Origin of the sequence: Qipengyuania vesicularis (assembly GCF_019711415.1) — a bacterium.
In the GTDB taxonomy this organism is placed as follows: domain Bacteria; phylum Pseudomonadota; class Alphaproteobacteria; order Sphingomonadales; family Sphingomonadaceae; genus Qipengyuania; species Qipengyuania vesicularis.
Map to the genome: position 1 here is coordinate 38,659 of NZ_JAIGNJ010000003.1, position 12,328 is coordinate 50,986.

Annotated in this window: 15 protein-coding genes and 1 tRNA gene; 9 read left to right on the forward strand and 7 right to left on the reverse strand. The window is 62.3% G+C overall.

Annotated features, from left to right (window positions below; translation table 11 throughout):
* Positions 1 to 112: 112 nt before the first annotated feature.
* Positions 113 to 547 (forward strand): response regulator, encoded by a 435-nt coding sequence (locus K3146_RS08955; protein ID WP_221545962.1) that lies wholly within the window; start codon positions 113 to 115, stop codon positions 545 to 547.
* 215 nt (positions 548 to 762) lie between these two features.
* Here K3146_RS08955 and K3146_RS08960 read toward each other — a convergent pair whose 3' ends face one another.
* Positions 763 to 1,509 carry a Crp/Fnr family transcriptional regulator gene (locus tag K3146_RS08960; RefSeq protein ID WP_221545963.1) on the reverse strand — a complete coding sequence of 249 codons (747 nt, stop codon included), beginning with the start codon at positions 1,507 to 1,509 and terminating at the stop codon, positions 763 to 765.
* Between the two features lie 151 nt (positions 1,510 to 1,660).
* Here K3146_RS08960 and K3146_RS08965 point away from each other — a divergent pair, with 151 nt between their 5' ends.
* Positions 1,661 to 2,452 carry a response regulator gene (locus tag K3146_RS08965; protein WP_221545964.1) on the forward strand — a complete coding sequence of 264 codons (792 nt, stop codon included), beginning with the start codon at positions 1,661 to 1,663 and terminating at the stop codon, positions 2,450 to 2,452.
* A 68-nt stretch (positions 2,453 to 2,520) separates the two neighbouring features.
* Here the strand turns inward: K3146_RS08965 and K3146_RS08970 are convergent, their stop codons facing one another.
* Entirely contained in the window at positions 2,521 to 4,206 is a 1,686-nt protein-coding gene (locus K3146_RS08970) for a CHASE domain-containing protein (RefSeq protein ID WP_345724106.1), read from the reverse strand.
* A gap of 217 nt (positions 4,207 to 4,423) precedes the next feature.
* On the opposite strand from K3146_RS08970, the gene K3146_RS08975 reads away from it, so the two are divergent.
* The 3 genes from K3146_RS08975 to K3146_RS08985 are packed head-to-tail and all read left to right on the forward strand — an operon-like array spanning position 4,424 to position 6,429.
* The gene (locus K3146_RS08975) at positions 4,424 to 4,600 is read left to right on the forward strand and encodes a NepR family anti-sigma factor (RefSeq protein WP_221545965.1); all 177 of its coding nucleotides are present in this window, start codon (positions 4,424 to 4,426) and stop codon (positions 4,598 to 4,600) included.
* A complete protein-coding gene (locus K3146_RS08980) occupies positions 4,600 to 5,208 on the forward strand; it encodes a sigma-70 family RNA polymerase sigma factor (protein WP_221545966.1) in 609 nt (202 codons plus the stop codon). The genes K3146_RS08975 and K3146_RS08980 overlap by 1 nt, the downstream gene beginning before the upstream one ends.
* Positions 5,209 to 5,262: 54 nt before the next feature.
* A complete protein-coding gene (locus K3146_RS08985) occupies positions 5,263 to 6,429 on the forward strand; it encodes an AI-2E family transporter (protein ID WP_221545967.1) in 1,167 nt (388 codons plus the stop codon).
* A 57-nt stretch (positions 6,430 to 6,486) separates the two neighbouring features.
* On the opposite strand, the gene K3146_RS08990 is transcribed toward K3146_RS08985, so the two are convergent.
* Entirely contained in the window at positions 6,487 to 7,098 is a 612-nt protein-coding gene (locus tag K3146_RS08990) for a superoxide dismutase (protein WP_221545968.1), read from the reverse strand.
* A 195-nt stretch (positions 7,099 to 7,293) separates the two neighbouring features.
* Here K3146_RS08990 and glmM point away from each other — a divergent pair, with 195 nt between their 5' ends.
* Genes glmM through thiD form a run of 3 tightly spaced genes read left to right on the forward strand, consistent with a single transcriptional unit; the run spans position 7,294 to position 9,673 of the window.
* A complete protein-coding gene (glmM, locus tag K3146_RS08995; RefSeq protein ID WP_221545969.1) occupies positions 7,294 to 8,631 on the forward strand; it encodes a phosphoglucosamine mutase in 1,338 nt (445 codons plus the stop codon).
* Positions 8,631 to 8,855, forward strand: a complete 225-nt coding sequence (locus tag K3146_RS09000; RefSeq protein ID WP_221545970.1) for a DUF1272 domain-containing protein — start codon at positions 8,631 to 8,633, stop codon at positions 8,853 to 8,855. The genes glmM and K3146_RS09000 overlap by 1 nt, the downstream gene beginning before the upstream one ends.
* Positions 8,852 to 9,673 carry a bifunctional hydroxymethylpyrimidine kinase/phosphomethylpyrimidine kinase gene (thiD, locus tag K3146_RS09005; protein WP_221545971.1) on the forward strand — a complete coding sequence of 274 codons (822 nt, stop codon included), beginning with the start codon at positions 8,852 to 8,854 and terminating at the stop codon, positions 9,671 to 9,673. Before K3146_RS09000 ends, thiD begins: the two co-directional genes overlap by 4 nt.
* Here thiD and K3146_RS09010 read toward each other — a convergent pair.
* Both K3146_RS09010 and K3146_RS09015 read right to left on the reverse strand, forming a co-directional pair.
* Positions 9,670 to 10,560 (reverse strand): LOG family protein, encoded by an 891-nt coding sequence (locus K3146_RS09010; RefSeq protein ID WP_221545972.1) that lies wholly within the window; start codon positions 10,558 to 10,560, stop codon positions 9,670 to 9,672. The genes thiD and K3146_RS09010 overlap by 4 nt on opposite strands.
* A gap of 52 nt (positions 10,561 to 10,612) precedes the next feature.
* Positions 10,613 to 10,688 (reverse strand) — tRNA-Trp (locus K3146_RS09015).
* Positions 10,689 to 10,775: 87 nt separating this feature from the next.
* Between K3146_RS09015 and aat the strand changes: the two genes are divergently transcribed.
* The gene (aat, locus tag K3146_RS09020) at positions 10,776 to 11,459 is read left to right on the forward strand and encodes a leucyl/phenylalanyl-tRNA--protein transferase (RefSeq protein WP_221545973.1); all 684 of its coding nucleotides are present in this window, start codon (positions 10,776 to 10,778) and stop codon (positions 11,457 to 11,459) included.
* On the opposite strand, the gene K3146_RS09025 is transcribed toward aat, so the two are convergent.
* Together K3146_RS09025 and K3146_RS09030 are read right to left on the reverse strand one after the other, a co-directional pair.
* Positions 11,408 to 11,893 carry a DUF2155 domain-containing protein gene (locus K3146_RS09025; protein ID WP_221545974.1) on the reverse strand — a complete coding sequence of 162 codons (486 nt, stop codon included), beginning with the start codon at positions 11,891 to 11,893 and terminating at the stop codon, positions 11,408 to 11,410. The two genes, aat and K3146_RS09025, sit on opposite strands and share 52 nt — an antisense overlap.
* A gap of 2 nt (positions 11,894 to 11,895) precedes the next feature.
* Positions 11,896 to 12,291, reverse strand: a complete 396-nt coding sequence (locus tag K3146_RS09030; protein ID WP_221545975.1) for an NADH:ubiquinone oxidoreductase subunit NDUFA12 — start codon at positions 12,289 to 12,291, stop codon at positions 11,896 to 11,898.
* Between the last annotated feature and the right edge of the window lie 37 nt (positions 12,292 to 12,328).

Below are 12,328 nucleotides of genomic sequence, written 5' to 3' on the forward strand. Positions count from 1 at the left end.
GCAACAGATGTGCGGCAAACGCGCAACCTGCGGGAACTCGCCACCCATCGGCACCGTTCGGGAGATTGCATCGGTGCACAAGCCCCGACCCATCCGGAACAACAGGACCCACGTGAGAAAGCCGAAGAAAGCCTCCCCCCTTCCCGATCACGTGCTGGTGGTGGAGGATGACGCGGTCATCGGCCTGACGATCGAGCAGGCCTTGCTCGACAACGGCGTATCGCAGGTCGAAATCTGTCCCACTACCGACGAAGCGCTGGCCGCTCTGAGGCGCAAGCAGCCCGCCGCGATTGTTCTCGACGTGCACCTGGCGGACCGCGACGACGGCTGGGCGATCGCCGAGCTGGTTAGGACACTCGGTCCGGATAGCCCACGCATCATCTTCTCGACCGGAATGCCCAAGGATATCCCGGACCACATCGCCGAGCTCGGATGCGTGCTTGAAAAGCCTTACGAAGCTCAGGTCCTGGTCGATCTCCTGCGCGAACCCCAGCGCAAGGGCATAATATCGCGCCTGCGCGGCGCGCTTACCCCAGAAGGCAAGTAGGGGCGCACTCTCACGCCCCATTTCGGCGAATAGCCGACCGCGTCATGCCGCTGCGAAAAAAAGGCCTCCGCTCTCTTGGAGCGAAGGCCTTTCGGGATCGTATCACCAGCCGCTTGGACGGGAGGGGGGGTCTCGGCGGTGACATAAGGTAAATGAGCAAGCCAGAATGCAGTTCCCGTGCGGTGAAAAATTTTTTCTCCTTCGGTTAGGCCGGGTCAGATGAAGGGGCGCTTGCCCTTCTCCGAACGCTCGAAATCCGCGTAGTCCGCAGCTTTCTCCATGTCGGGAACGCAAATCTCCCGCGTATTCCACTGGACCAGTTCTTCCCGGTCGAGCGCGCGAATGGTGCGATTGGTGTGGACCAGCGAAAGGCCCAGCATATCGGCAATCTGGGTCTGGGTTACCGGGATGTCGAGGATGTTGTTGTCATGGGCCAAGCCTGTGGCAATTGCCCGGTCCAGCAGCCAGACCGCCAGGAACACCACCCGCTCCTTTGCGCTACGCTGGCCCAGCGAAACGATATGGCCTTCCAGCGCGGTTTCTTCCTTGGCGGCCAGCCAGGTCACATCGTAGCCTAGCTCGGGGTTCTCCTTGATCAGGTGAGTGAAGTCTCTGCGCTTGAAGATGCAAAGCCGCGCAGGAATCAGTGCCTCCACGGAATGGCTCGATGGTTCGTCGAAAGCGCCCTGCAAGCCGACCAGGTCGCCGGGGAACATGAAGTTGACGATCTGCCGCCGACCATCCTCAAGCGAGCGATAGCGGATCAGCACACCCTCGAGCACGGTATAGAGCTCCCTCGCCTCGTCGCCTTCGCGAAGGATCGTATCACCGCGCTCGAACAGCTTTTCGCCCTGCTTGATCGATTGCATGTAGGCGCGCTGTTCGCGGTCGAGGGGTCGCAGGCCGCGGCAATCCTGAAGCGGGCAGTTCATGCATTCGTACGGTTTGGCTACTTCGATCACGGGCGGGTCCCCCCTGGCCACGAAAGACTGTGCGACGCGCCCGTTGGTTGTCGCAATTGACTGATTTGTCAAATGACACGTTTGCCGATAGCGGAGCGGAACCGAACCCGAGCGTGGGCGTTCTCCACGCGCAAACCACGGAAGGGGTTCTATGTCGCTTGGTGACCAGATTGCTAAAAACCTGCCCTATCTTCGCCGCTATGCGCGCGCGCTGACCGGATCGCAGGCTACCGGAGATGCCTTCGTCCGAGCCACGCTGGAAGCGGCGCTGGCGGACGACCAGCTCAAGTCATCGCTCGAGGGTGGGCGCGTCCCGCTTTACCGCGCCTTCAACAAGGTCTGGTCGAGCGCTTATATGGATGTCCCTGAAAGCGAAGGCGACACCGGCCACGAAGGTGCAGCGCAGGACCGCCTCAAATCGATCACTCCGCTCAATCGCCAGGCCCTGCTGCTCACCACGCTGGAGGATTTCAGCGTCGAGCAGGCCGGCGAGATCATGGAGCTCGAAGCTGCCCAGATCGAACGCCTGGTCCAGGAAGCGGTCAGCGAAATCGATCGCGAGAGTGCCACCAACGTGCTCATCATCGAGGACGAGCCGCTCATCTCGATGCAGCTCGAAGACCTCGTGACCTCGCTTGGCCACGAAGTCTGCGGCACGGCGGCCACGCGTACGCAGGCCCAGGAAGTTGTCGCGCAGAAGACGCCCGGGCTCGTGCTCGCCGATATCCAGCTTGCCGATGGTTCGTCGGGCCTCGACGCGGTTGACGATATCCTTGCGATCGACAGCGTGCCGGTGATCTTCATCACGGCTTATCCTGAGCGGCTGCTGACCGGCGACCGTCCCGAGCCGACCTATCTCGTGACCAAGCCGTTTCAGGAACAGACCGTGCGCGCTGCCATCAGCCAGGCACTGTTCTTCGGCTCGAGCAGACCGCTCGGCTAAGCGCTCAAGTTCAAATCAAGCATGGAGCCGTCCGGAGCGATCCGGGCGGCTTTTCATTTGTCCGGTGGTCAGTGCCCGCGGGTGGCGACAGGACGGTCGCTACGGAGCGCGAATTCGCTAGGCTCTCGGACGGGAACGAGCAGGGTGCAACGCACACCATTGGGGTCAAACTCAAGTTCGACAGGATGGCGCAGTTCGTGGGCGACGATCTTCTCGATGAGGTCAGTACCGAATCCGCGCCGACTTGGAAGCTCCACTCGGGGACCATTGCTCTCCACCCATTCGATCCGCGCCAAGGTGTCGTTCACCAATGTCCAGGTAATCGATACCTGTCCGCCACTGCACGAAAGCGCGCCGTATTTCGCGGCATTGGTCGCGAGTTCGTGCAGTGCAAGCCCGAGCGAAAGGGCATCATTGGGCGCAAGCTCGGTGGCGGGACCCTTGGCAATGACGGTATGGTCGTGGTCGTTCGCATAGGGCGCCAGTTCGACTTCGACGACCGAGCGGATCGGCGTGGTCCCCCACTCCGACTGGGTGAGCAGGTCATGCGTGGCCGAGAGGGCACGAATGCGACTGTCGATGCCCTCGGCGAATTCATCGAGCGAGTCGGTCCTGCGGCGCGTGAGCGACACGATCGAGAGGACATTGGCGAGTGTGTTCTTCACCCGGTGGTTCAACTCGCGCGTCAGCGAATTGCGAATGGAGTTCTGCTGGGCAAACCATTCGAGCGACTTGCTGTCTTCCTGCGCCTGTTGGGTAAGCAGCCGCGCCACGACAAGGAGGAGGCTGGCGACCGCGAGCCCGAACAGGAGCGTAATCATCGATAGGGGTGAAAGCGCATTGTCGCGGGTCGACTGCACCACGAGCAGCATGCGCCTGTTGGCCAGATCGATTTCGCGTTCGACGGTCTCGCCTTCCTCGCTCCATTGCGCAGTCTGCGCCATCAACACGCGTTCGCTTCCTTCGACATCGAAGAAACGAACGTTGGCCGCATCCGCAGTCACCAGCTCCGAGGCGGATTCGAGGAACTGGCCGGCGTTGAACGGGCTGTAGACGAAGCCCTTCAGGCTACGCCCGGGGCCGTTCCCATCGAACACGGGCATGTAGATGAGGAACCCGCTCTCCTCATTTCCGTCTTCCTGGACGAGCACGACGCGCCCACTTGCAGTCGGCCTGACGGTGCGGGTGGCCTGATCCATCGCTTCTCGCCGAACCGGCTCGGAGTACATATCATAGCCGAGGGCCCGGCGATTGCGCAGCGTATCGGGCTGCAGGTAGAGGATAGGCACGAGCTCGCGACGCGGATTGCCCTCGAGCGCAGGCCTCACCCTGAGCATGCCGATCTTGCCGAAACTCAGCTCGCCCTCGAACTCTTCCACTTGGCTTGCGGAGATTACGGGCGCCCAGCCGATCCCTTCCGCCCCGCGATAATCGGCGTCCAGCCGCAGTTCGGATACGAACTGGCGGAACAGGTCGGCCGTGACCTCTTCTTGCGATCCGAACAAGGCGGCCCCTGCCCTGAGGAAGGATGAATTGGAGTAGGCGCGGCGCTCGATCGCGGAAACCATCGACTGTGCCTGGCGGTTCAGTTCGGCGCTCTCTCGCACACGCTCGCCCCGCTCGATCGCAAAGACACTGACTATGGTGACGGCGGCAACCAGCATGAAGATCGCAAGGGGCACCGCACGCGGATAGTCGACGAGCCATCGCCGCCGCCTGCCCCTGCGCATGAGATCGTCCTGTACCAGCGTCACGCCTCTTCTGGTTACTGCCCCGGTTCTGCCTACTATCCGCCGAAGGGCGTATGGTTCCGCCAATTCCGCGAGTTTCCGCCATTTCGGAGGATAAGGGAGGAACCGAATGGGATATCTGGCGTTGTGCACGGACTAATGGGATCGAATTGTGGCTGGGACGATCGTGCATTGCGCGTCCATTTTCTGGTCACGAAGGCAAGGACCAATTCACGTTACGATGACCGCTCAAGCACCTTCCGAAAAGCAGCCCGCGCCGGGCAGGAGCAAGGAAGCGACGCGCAAGGACCAGCCCGAATGGGCCAATGGTCTGAAACGCCTTTACGATTCCGTCGTCGAGGAAGATATTCCCGACAGCTTCAAGGACTTACTTTCACAATTGGACGCGAAGGACTGATGGGGGCCGAAAAACGCACGGCCTCGGAAAAGGCCGATTTCAAACGCGAGCTGACCGAAGTGGTCCCGCACCTGCGCGCTTTTGCACGCGGTCTGTGCGGTCGTGCCGACATGGCAGACGACCTCGTCCAGGAAACGCTGCTCAAGGCATGGGCGGCACAGGAACGCTTCCAGCCGGGCACCAGCATGCGGGCATGGACCTTCGTCATCCTGCGCAACGCCTATCTCACCGACATGCGCCGCAACCGCTTCCGCGGTGAGTATGACGAAACTGTCGCCGAGCGCGTGCTGACCGCACCCGCCGGACAGGAAGAGCCGATCCACCTCTCGGATATGCACCGCGCACTGCTCACTTTGCCCCCCGAGCGCCGCGAAGCCTTGCTGCTGGTGGGCGCGGGCGGTTTCTCTTACGAGGAGGCGGCCAATATCTGCGGCTGCGCTGTCGGCACGATCAAGAGCCGCGTGGGCCGCGCCCGCGCTGCGCTTAACACCATGCTCAGTGATGGCTCGATCCCGAAACGCTCGATCGATGACGAGACGGCGCACCGCGCTATCCTCGAAGAACTCGACGATGTCGCTGCCGGCCAGGGTGTCGCAGCGCGGAGCTGATAGCTTTGGCCCGCACCTTGCCCTCGGGAGGGCATCGCGGCAGATAGGGTGGGGATGAGCGAGGGCGATCAACCACAAAAGGCAGCCGGCACCCCCCACGGGCGACGGTTCACCTTTGCCGAACAGGAATTGAGACTGATATCGGCGCTGGTGGTGCTGATCGGCCTCGGACTGTTCTTCGCACTCCCCTTCGTCCTGTCGATCGGATCGGTCGTTTTCCTGCCGCTGGTCACCGCCATCATCCTCACTGTCATCCTGTCGCCCCTAGCCGACAAACTGCACGGATGGGGCATCCCCAACGTCCTCGCGGCCCTGATATCGCTGCTCGTCTTCTTCGCCATCCTACTGCTGGCACTGGCGCTCATTCTCCAGCCGGCGATCGCCTTGTTCGACGAGTTTCCCGCCCTGCTGAAACAGGTGGGCGACCGATTCATGCAGCTGCGTGACCAGTTCGCCTGGCTGGCGCAGATCAACGAACAGCTGGCAGAGCTGGCAAACCGGGGCGAATCGCGCGAAGTTGTGGTGGCAACGCCCAGCCTGCTGGAGGAGCTGGCCTTCGCCACGCCGAGCTTCGTGATCGAGACGATCCTCACACTGCTGATGGCATTCTTCATGATCGAGGCGCGTGTTCGGCTGCGCCAGAAGCTGCTGTTCGGACGGACGAGCTTCGGGACGAGCATCAAGGCGGCACGCGTGCTGCGCGAAGTGCAGGACCGGGTGGCGGCCTATATCCTCACGGTCGGGTGGATAAACGCGCTGGTAGGCGTCGTGGTGGCACTCGGGGCCTGGGCACTGGGGGTCGACGCGCCGATCATGTGGGGCGGGCTGGCCGCCCTGCTCAACTTCCTGCCCTATATCGGCCCGACCATGATGATCGGCCTCCTTACCCTGTTCGGGATTGGCACCGCCGACACGGTCCTGCTGGGCCTAATTCCCGCCGCAGCCTACCTCGCTCTGCACACGATCGAAGCCAACGTCATCACGCCCTCGATCCTTGGCGCGCGGTTCACGATGAACCCGGTCATGATCCTGATCGCCCTCTCCTATTTCACTTGGATCTGGGGCGTCTTCGGGGCGCTGTTGTCGGTCCCGATCCTGCTTATGCTGACGGCCCTGTTCGACCATGTCGGGAGGCCAAACCTGATCGGTTTCATCTTCGGGGAGCCCCTGTTCGCGGCCAATATCCTCGACATGGGCCAGGACGGCAACGAGGCAAAATAAAGGGCCCGCTTCGGCCTTGCGAAGCGAGCCCTTCCAATCTTTCAGACTGGTTCCGGCTTAGCAGGGATACTGCCAGGTCGTGCCCCGCGCGAGATTCTCGCTGGCGAATTTCCAGTTGAGCTTGCCGCTCACCGCATCGAGGTAGGACGGGCGCGCGTTCTGGTGGTCGAGATAATATGCGTGTTCCCACAGGTCGATCACAAGCAGGGGGTTAACACCATCGTGGTCGGCCAGGGTGTCGCCGTCGTGGGTTTCTTCGATGGTGAGGCCACCATTCTTGACCGCCAGCCAGACCCAGCCGCTGGCGAAATGCCCGGCGCCGCGTTCCTTCAGCTTGTCCTTGAGTGCATCGACCGAGCCGAACGTGCTTTCGATCATGCTCTTCAGCTCGTCGGAAGCGTTGGTTTCTTCCGCAGCCATCGAGTGCCAGTAGAAGCCGTGGTTCCAGCTCTGGGCCGAATTGTTGAACAGGCCCTGGTTGCTGTCGCGGGCCGCCGCGATCACTTCCTCGAGCGTCTTGCCGGCAAGATCGCCGCCTTCGATCGCGGCATTGGTCTTGTCGATATAGGCCTTGTGGTGCTTGCCGTGGTGATAGCTCAGCGTCTTGGCCGAAACGGCCGGTTCCAGCGCGGTATCGTCGTAAGGCAGGTCGATCAGCTCAAAAGCCATGAAAAAATTCCCCTTTTGTGTTTCCAAAGATGAAACGTAGTCTCTTGCGTATAGCTCTTCTGCGACCCTAACGCTTGAGCGCGCGCGTGGTTGCACTAGGCTGCGATGATTGGATGGGAAAGGGGGGCAAACAGACTTTTCTTGTTTCCGCTTTCGCGCCAGAAGGGCCCACGAGGGGTAACACGAAAGGTATCCATGGCCCGCAAGTTCTTCGGCACAGACGGTATTCGCGGTCGCACCAACGAAGGTGTGATGACTGCCGAAATCGCGATGAAGGTCGGCCAGGCGGCAGGAACGCATTTCCTGCGCGGCGGACACAAGCACCGCGTCGTCATTGGCAAGGATACCCGCCTGTCGGGCTATATGGTCGAGAGCGCGCTGGTCGCAGGCTTCACCAGCGTCGGCATGGACGTGATCATGACCGGGCCGCTGCCGACGCCCGCCATCGCCCTGCTGACGCGCGAAATGCGCGCCGACATCGGGGTGATGATCTCGGCGAGCCACAACCCGTTCGAGGACAATGGCATCAAGCTGTTCGGTCCTGACGGGTACAAGCTCTCTGACGAAGCCGAAGCAGCTATCGAAACGCTGATGGAGCAGACGCCCCTGCTCGTCAGCCCGGATCGGGTTGGTCGTGCACGCCGGATCGACGATGCCAGCGGCCGATACATCCACGCGGTAAAGCAATCGGTCGCCAGCGATATCCGGTTCGACGGGCTAACGGTCGTCGTCGATTGCGCCAATGGGGCTGCCTACAAGGTCGCGCCCTCCGCCATCTGGGAGCTGGGGGCGAAGGTCATCGCCATGGGCGTCGAACCCAATGGCACCAACATCAATCGCAATGTCGGATCGACCTCGCTCGATGCGATCAAGGCGCGGGTGGTCGAAGAAGGGGCCGACATCGGCATTGCGCTCGATGGCGATGCCGACCGCCTGATCGTGATCGACGAGAAGGGCCAGACCGTCGATGGCGACCAGATCATGGGGCTGATCGCCTCGCGCCTCGCCGATCGCGGCGACCTCAAGGGCGGGGGCGTAGTTGCAACGGTGATGAGCAATCTCGGGCTTGAACGCTTCCTACAAGGCAAGGGCCTTACGCTGGAGCGCACCAAGGTCGGCGACCGCTACGTGCTCGAACGCATGAAGGAAGGCGGCTTCAATGTCGGTGGCGAACAATCGGGACACATGATCCTGACCGATCACGGAACCACCGGCGATGGCACGGTCGCAGCGCTGCGCGTGCTCGCGAGCCTTGTCCGTTCGGGCAAGCCGGCGAGCGAACTGCTCCATGTCTTCGATCCCGTGCCCCAACTGCTCAAGAATGTGCGCTATTCGGGCGGCAAACCGCTCGAGGCGGATAGCGTGAAGGCGGTCATCGCGGAAGCCGAGAAGGAGCTCGAAAGCAAGGGCCGGCTTGTGATCCGTCCGTCGGGAACCGAACCCGTGATTCGCGTGATGGCGGAGGGTGACGATGCAGCCCAGGTCGAGGCCGTAGTCGACCGGATTTGCGACGCCGTGCGGGAGGCAGTCTGATGCTGGAAATGCGTCCCGATTGCGAACGCTGCGGCGTCGATCTGCCCGCCGAGGCGAGCGGCGCGTTCATCTGCAGCTTCGAATGCACTTTCTGCGCCGATTGTGCCGATGACGTCGACGATCTCTGCCCGAATTGCGGCGGCGAACTGATGGATCGTCCGACGCGCGCGCCCAAGCTGCAGGAGAAATTTCCGCCGAGCACCGAGCGGAAGTTCAAGGGGTGAACGACCACGGCACTCCGCCTCGCGTCCTTTCCATCGCCGGATCCGACAGCTCCGGCGGCGCGGGCATCCAGGCAGACATCAAGACGATCACCATGCTCGGCGGCTACGCGATGACCGCGATCACCGCCGTCACCGCACAGAACACGCGCGGAGTGCAGGGGATCGAAGTGATGCACCCGGACCTCGTAATTGACCAGGTGGACAGCTGCCTCGACGACATCGGAGCCGACGCGATCAAGATCGGCATGCTCGGCTCGCCCGAGATCGCAATGCGCCTGGCAGAGCGGCTGGACAATTTCTCGGGCGCCATCGTCTTCGACCCGGTCATGGTTGCCACAAGCGGATCGGATCTGGCCGACGAGGCCACCATCGCCGCATTCGGCGCGCTGATGCAGATCGCAACCGTAGTCACACCGAACTTGCCCGAACTCGCCGCGCTCACCGAGCGTGAGGAAATCCTGCCTCACGAGGTGTTCGATGCGGCGAGTGAACTGGCCGAGGCTCAGGACACTATCGTGCTGGCCAAGGGCGGGCATGGCGATGGCGACCAGGTGATCGACTATGTCGTTTCGTCATCCGGCAAGATTGCCAGTTTCGGTCACGCGAGGATCGATACGCCTCACACGCATGGCACGGGTTGCACCCTGTCGGCGGCGCTTACCACCATGCTGGCATACGGCCAGCCGTTGACCCACGCCATCCGGATCGCGCGCGCCTTCACCCGGGCCGCTATCGAGCAGGCACCGGGCTTTGGTGATGGGAGCGGCCCGCTCGGCCACCAGGCCGTGCGCAAGCTTTCCGCCGGCGACGAAACCTAGCAGCCGAGGTCGTAGAACTCGCAGAGATAGGCCCAGGCCTCTTCTGCGGTCTCGCACCAGCGGAAGAGGTCGAGATCCTTCTTCGATATCGTCCCTTCCTCGGCAATCGCTTCGAAATTGACGACGCGCGTCCAGAAATCCTTGCCGAACAGCAGGATCGGGATGGGTTTCATCTTGCCGGTCTGGATCAGGGTGAGGAGTTCGAAGAGCTCGTCGAACGTCCCGAAGCCGCCCGGGAATACCGCCACCGCCCGTGCGCGGAGCAGGAAATGCATCTTGCGTAGCGCGAAGTAATGGAAATTGAGCGACAGGTACGGCGTCACGTACTGGTTGGGAGCCTGTTCATGCGGCAGGATGATGTTGAGACCGATCGATTCCCCGCCGGCCTCGCTCGCGCCGCGATTGGCAGCTTCCATGATCGACGGGCCGCCACCGGAGCAGACGACGAACTGGCGCTTGCCAGCCTCGATGATCGATTTCTCGGTTGCCAGTTTTGCCAGCTTCTGTGCCTCGCCGTAATATTTCGACTTGGCGACGAGGCTTTCTACGATCGCCCGTTCGTCTTCGGGCAGGTCCTTGGCGCCTTTGAGCGCTTCTTCGGCAGCTTCGGGCGGCGGAATTCGGGCGCTGCCGTACATGACCAGCGTCGAACCGACCCCGGCCTCTTCCAGGACCATTTCGGGCTTGAGCAATTCCAGCTGGAACCGCACCGGGCGCAGTTCTTCCCGCAGGAGGAATTCCGTATCCTGGAAGGCCAGCTTGTATGATGGATGTTCGGTTTGCGGCGTATGTGTCTCGAGGCCCTTTTTCTCGAACTGGGCCTCTTTTTTAGCCGGGTAGAACTTGCGGTCTGAGATGCCGCGCTTTTGCTTTTCTTCTTCTGTCATATGCGCCGCGATAGTGCGCGGCAGCGCGAGCGACAAGTCATTGAAGAGAAAATGGCAGGGGTGACAGGATTCGAACCCGTGGCCCTCGGTTTTGGAGACCGATGCTCTACCAGCTGAGCTACACCCCTGCAGAGGAAGGCGCGCACTAGTATAGCACCGCGCTCTTGGCAAGACACGTATCGCAGCCTGGGCGACAAACTGTTAGGACTGAGGGCATGCATGCCCCCGTGCCCGATACGATCCCGGTCGAACTGCTGCTGCGAGCCTATCGCAGCGGGGTCTTCCCCATGGCGGACCATCGCAACGACCGCGAGGTCTACTGGGTCGAACCGCGCGAGCGCGCCATCATCCCGCTGGATGGCTTCCACACGTCGAAGAGCCTGAGGAAGGTGCTGAAGCAGGACCGCTTCCGCATCAGCTGCGACGAGGACTTTGCCCGGGTGATCGCTGCCTGTGCCGAACCGCGCGAGGAACTGGCCGAAAGCTGGATCAGCCACCAGATCGAGGCGAGCTATGTCGCGCTGCACCGCACGGGCCACGCACATTCGGTCGAGGTGTGGGAAGGCGAGGACCTGGTTGGCGGCCTCTATGGCGTTGCCTTCGACCGGGTATTCTGCGGCGAGAGCATGTTCAGCCGGACCGACAATGCCAGCAAGGTGGCACTCGCCTGGCTGGTCGCGGCCATGCGACGGGCCGGATACCTTTTGCTCGACTGCCAGTTCATGACCGACCACCTCGCCACAATGGGCGCGGTGACCTTGCCGCAAATGGCCTATCTCGAGAAATTGCTCGCGGCATTCGGTGCGCCCGCGTCGACGATCCCTTTCGAGATCGCCGCAGCGAATGCTCACTCTTCGCCGGGGAACTCCATCGCGCAGGATTTGACCCAGACATCGTAGATCGGGTGTTCGACCACGTTGATCGATGGCTTGTTCTTGAACAGCCAGCCGGAGAAGACCCGGCGGAAATCGCTCTCGCTGCCACGCTCACGCACCAGGACCTGGACGAAGGCGCCCTCCTCCTTGTCGAACTCCCAAGGCGCGGTTCGCTCGCAAGCCCGCAGTCGCACGATCACATCGCCGATACGGCGCTGTTCGCCCGGCTTGAGTTCGAGTTCCTGGGTGAGGTTGTTGCGCTTGTTGAGCACGCCGATCGTCGCAACGCGCTCTTCCATGGGCGTTCCGATTCCCGCCTCGTCCCCCACAATCCGGGGTAGCTCGACATTCTCGAGCTCTTCTGGAATTTCGGTCTGGATCGGCTCCGGCGCCGGCGGATCGTCGGAACAGGCGGCCAGCAGCGCCAGTGAGGACAGGAGCGCGCCGGCCCGGATCATGGTCAGGCGTCCGGCGACCAGGCTTCGTAATCGCCGACCGCTGCTGCCCGCTTGCCGCCTCTCTCGAGCGCGCCCTGCGGGCGATAGGCGGCAGCAGTCCCCGTGGCATTGGGCGTGTAATCCGCTTCCCAGATGCGCGCTGGCGGAAGATTGCTTTCGGGAACGTCGTCGAAGGCGCCGTGTAGCCAGCCATGCCATTCGCTTGGCACGCGGCTCGCATCATTGGCGCCTTCATAGATTACCCAGCGGCGTTCGCGCTGGTCCTTCTTGGGCCTGGAGCGAAAATAGGCATTGCCCTGCGCATCGGTGCCGACCTGTTCGCCATTGCGCCAGCTCCAGAGGTGCGTGCCGATGGTCGCACCGTTCCACCATGTGAAGATTTTTCCGAGGAAGCTCATGGCCGCGCGCCTAGCCGATTCGAGCGCCCTCGCCAAG

Bases quoted from the DNA above. Each gene is read 5' to 3' on its own strand.
- K3146_RS08965 (WP_221545964.1), top strand. From the start codon at position 1,661: ATGTCGCTTGGTGACCAGATTGCTAAAAACCTGCCCTATCTTCGCCGC.
- K3146_RS08975 (WP_221545965.1), top strand. From the start codon at position 4,424: ATGACCGCTCAAGCACCTTCCGAAAAGCAGCCCGCGCCGGGCAGGAGC.
- K3146_RS08980 (WP_221545966.1), top strand. From the start codon at position 4,600: ATGGGGGCCGAAAAACGCACGGCCTCGGAAAAGGCCGATTTCAAACGC.
- K3146_RS08985 (WP_221545967.1), top strand. From the start codon at position 5,263: ATGAGCGAGGGCGATCAACCACAAAAGGCAGCCGGCACCCCCCACGGG.
- K3146_RS08990 (WP_221545968.1), bottom strand. From the start codon at position 7,098: ATGGCTTTTGAGCTGATCGACCTGCCTTACGACGATACCGCGCTGGAA.
- glmM (WP_221545969.1), top strand. From the start codon at position 7,294: ATGGCCCGCAAGTTCTTCGGCACAGACGGTATTCGCGGTCGCACCAAC.
- K3146_RS09000 (WP_221545970.1), top strand. From the start codon at position 8,631: ATGCTGGAAATGCGTCCCGATTGCGAACGCTGCGGCGTCGATCTGCCC.
- K3146_RS09010 (WP_221545972.1), bottom strand. From the start codon at position 10,560: ATGACAGAAGAAGAAAAGCAAAAGCGCGGCATCTCAGACCGCAAGTTC.
- aat (WP_221545973.1), top strand. From the start codon at position 10,776: ATGCATGCCCCCGTGCCCGATACGATCCCGGTCGAACTGCTGCTGCGA.
- K3146_RS09025 (WP_221545974.1), bottom strand. From the start codon at position 11,893: ATGATCCGGGCCGGCGCGCTCCTGTCCTCACTGGCGCTGCTGGCCGCC.
- K3146_RS09030 (WP_221545975.1), bottom strand. From the start codon at position 12,291: ATGAGCTTCCTCGGAAAAATCTTCACATGGTGGAACGGTGCGACCATC.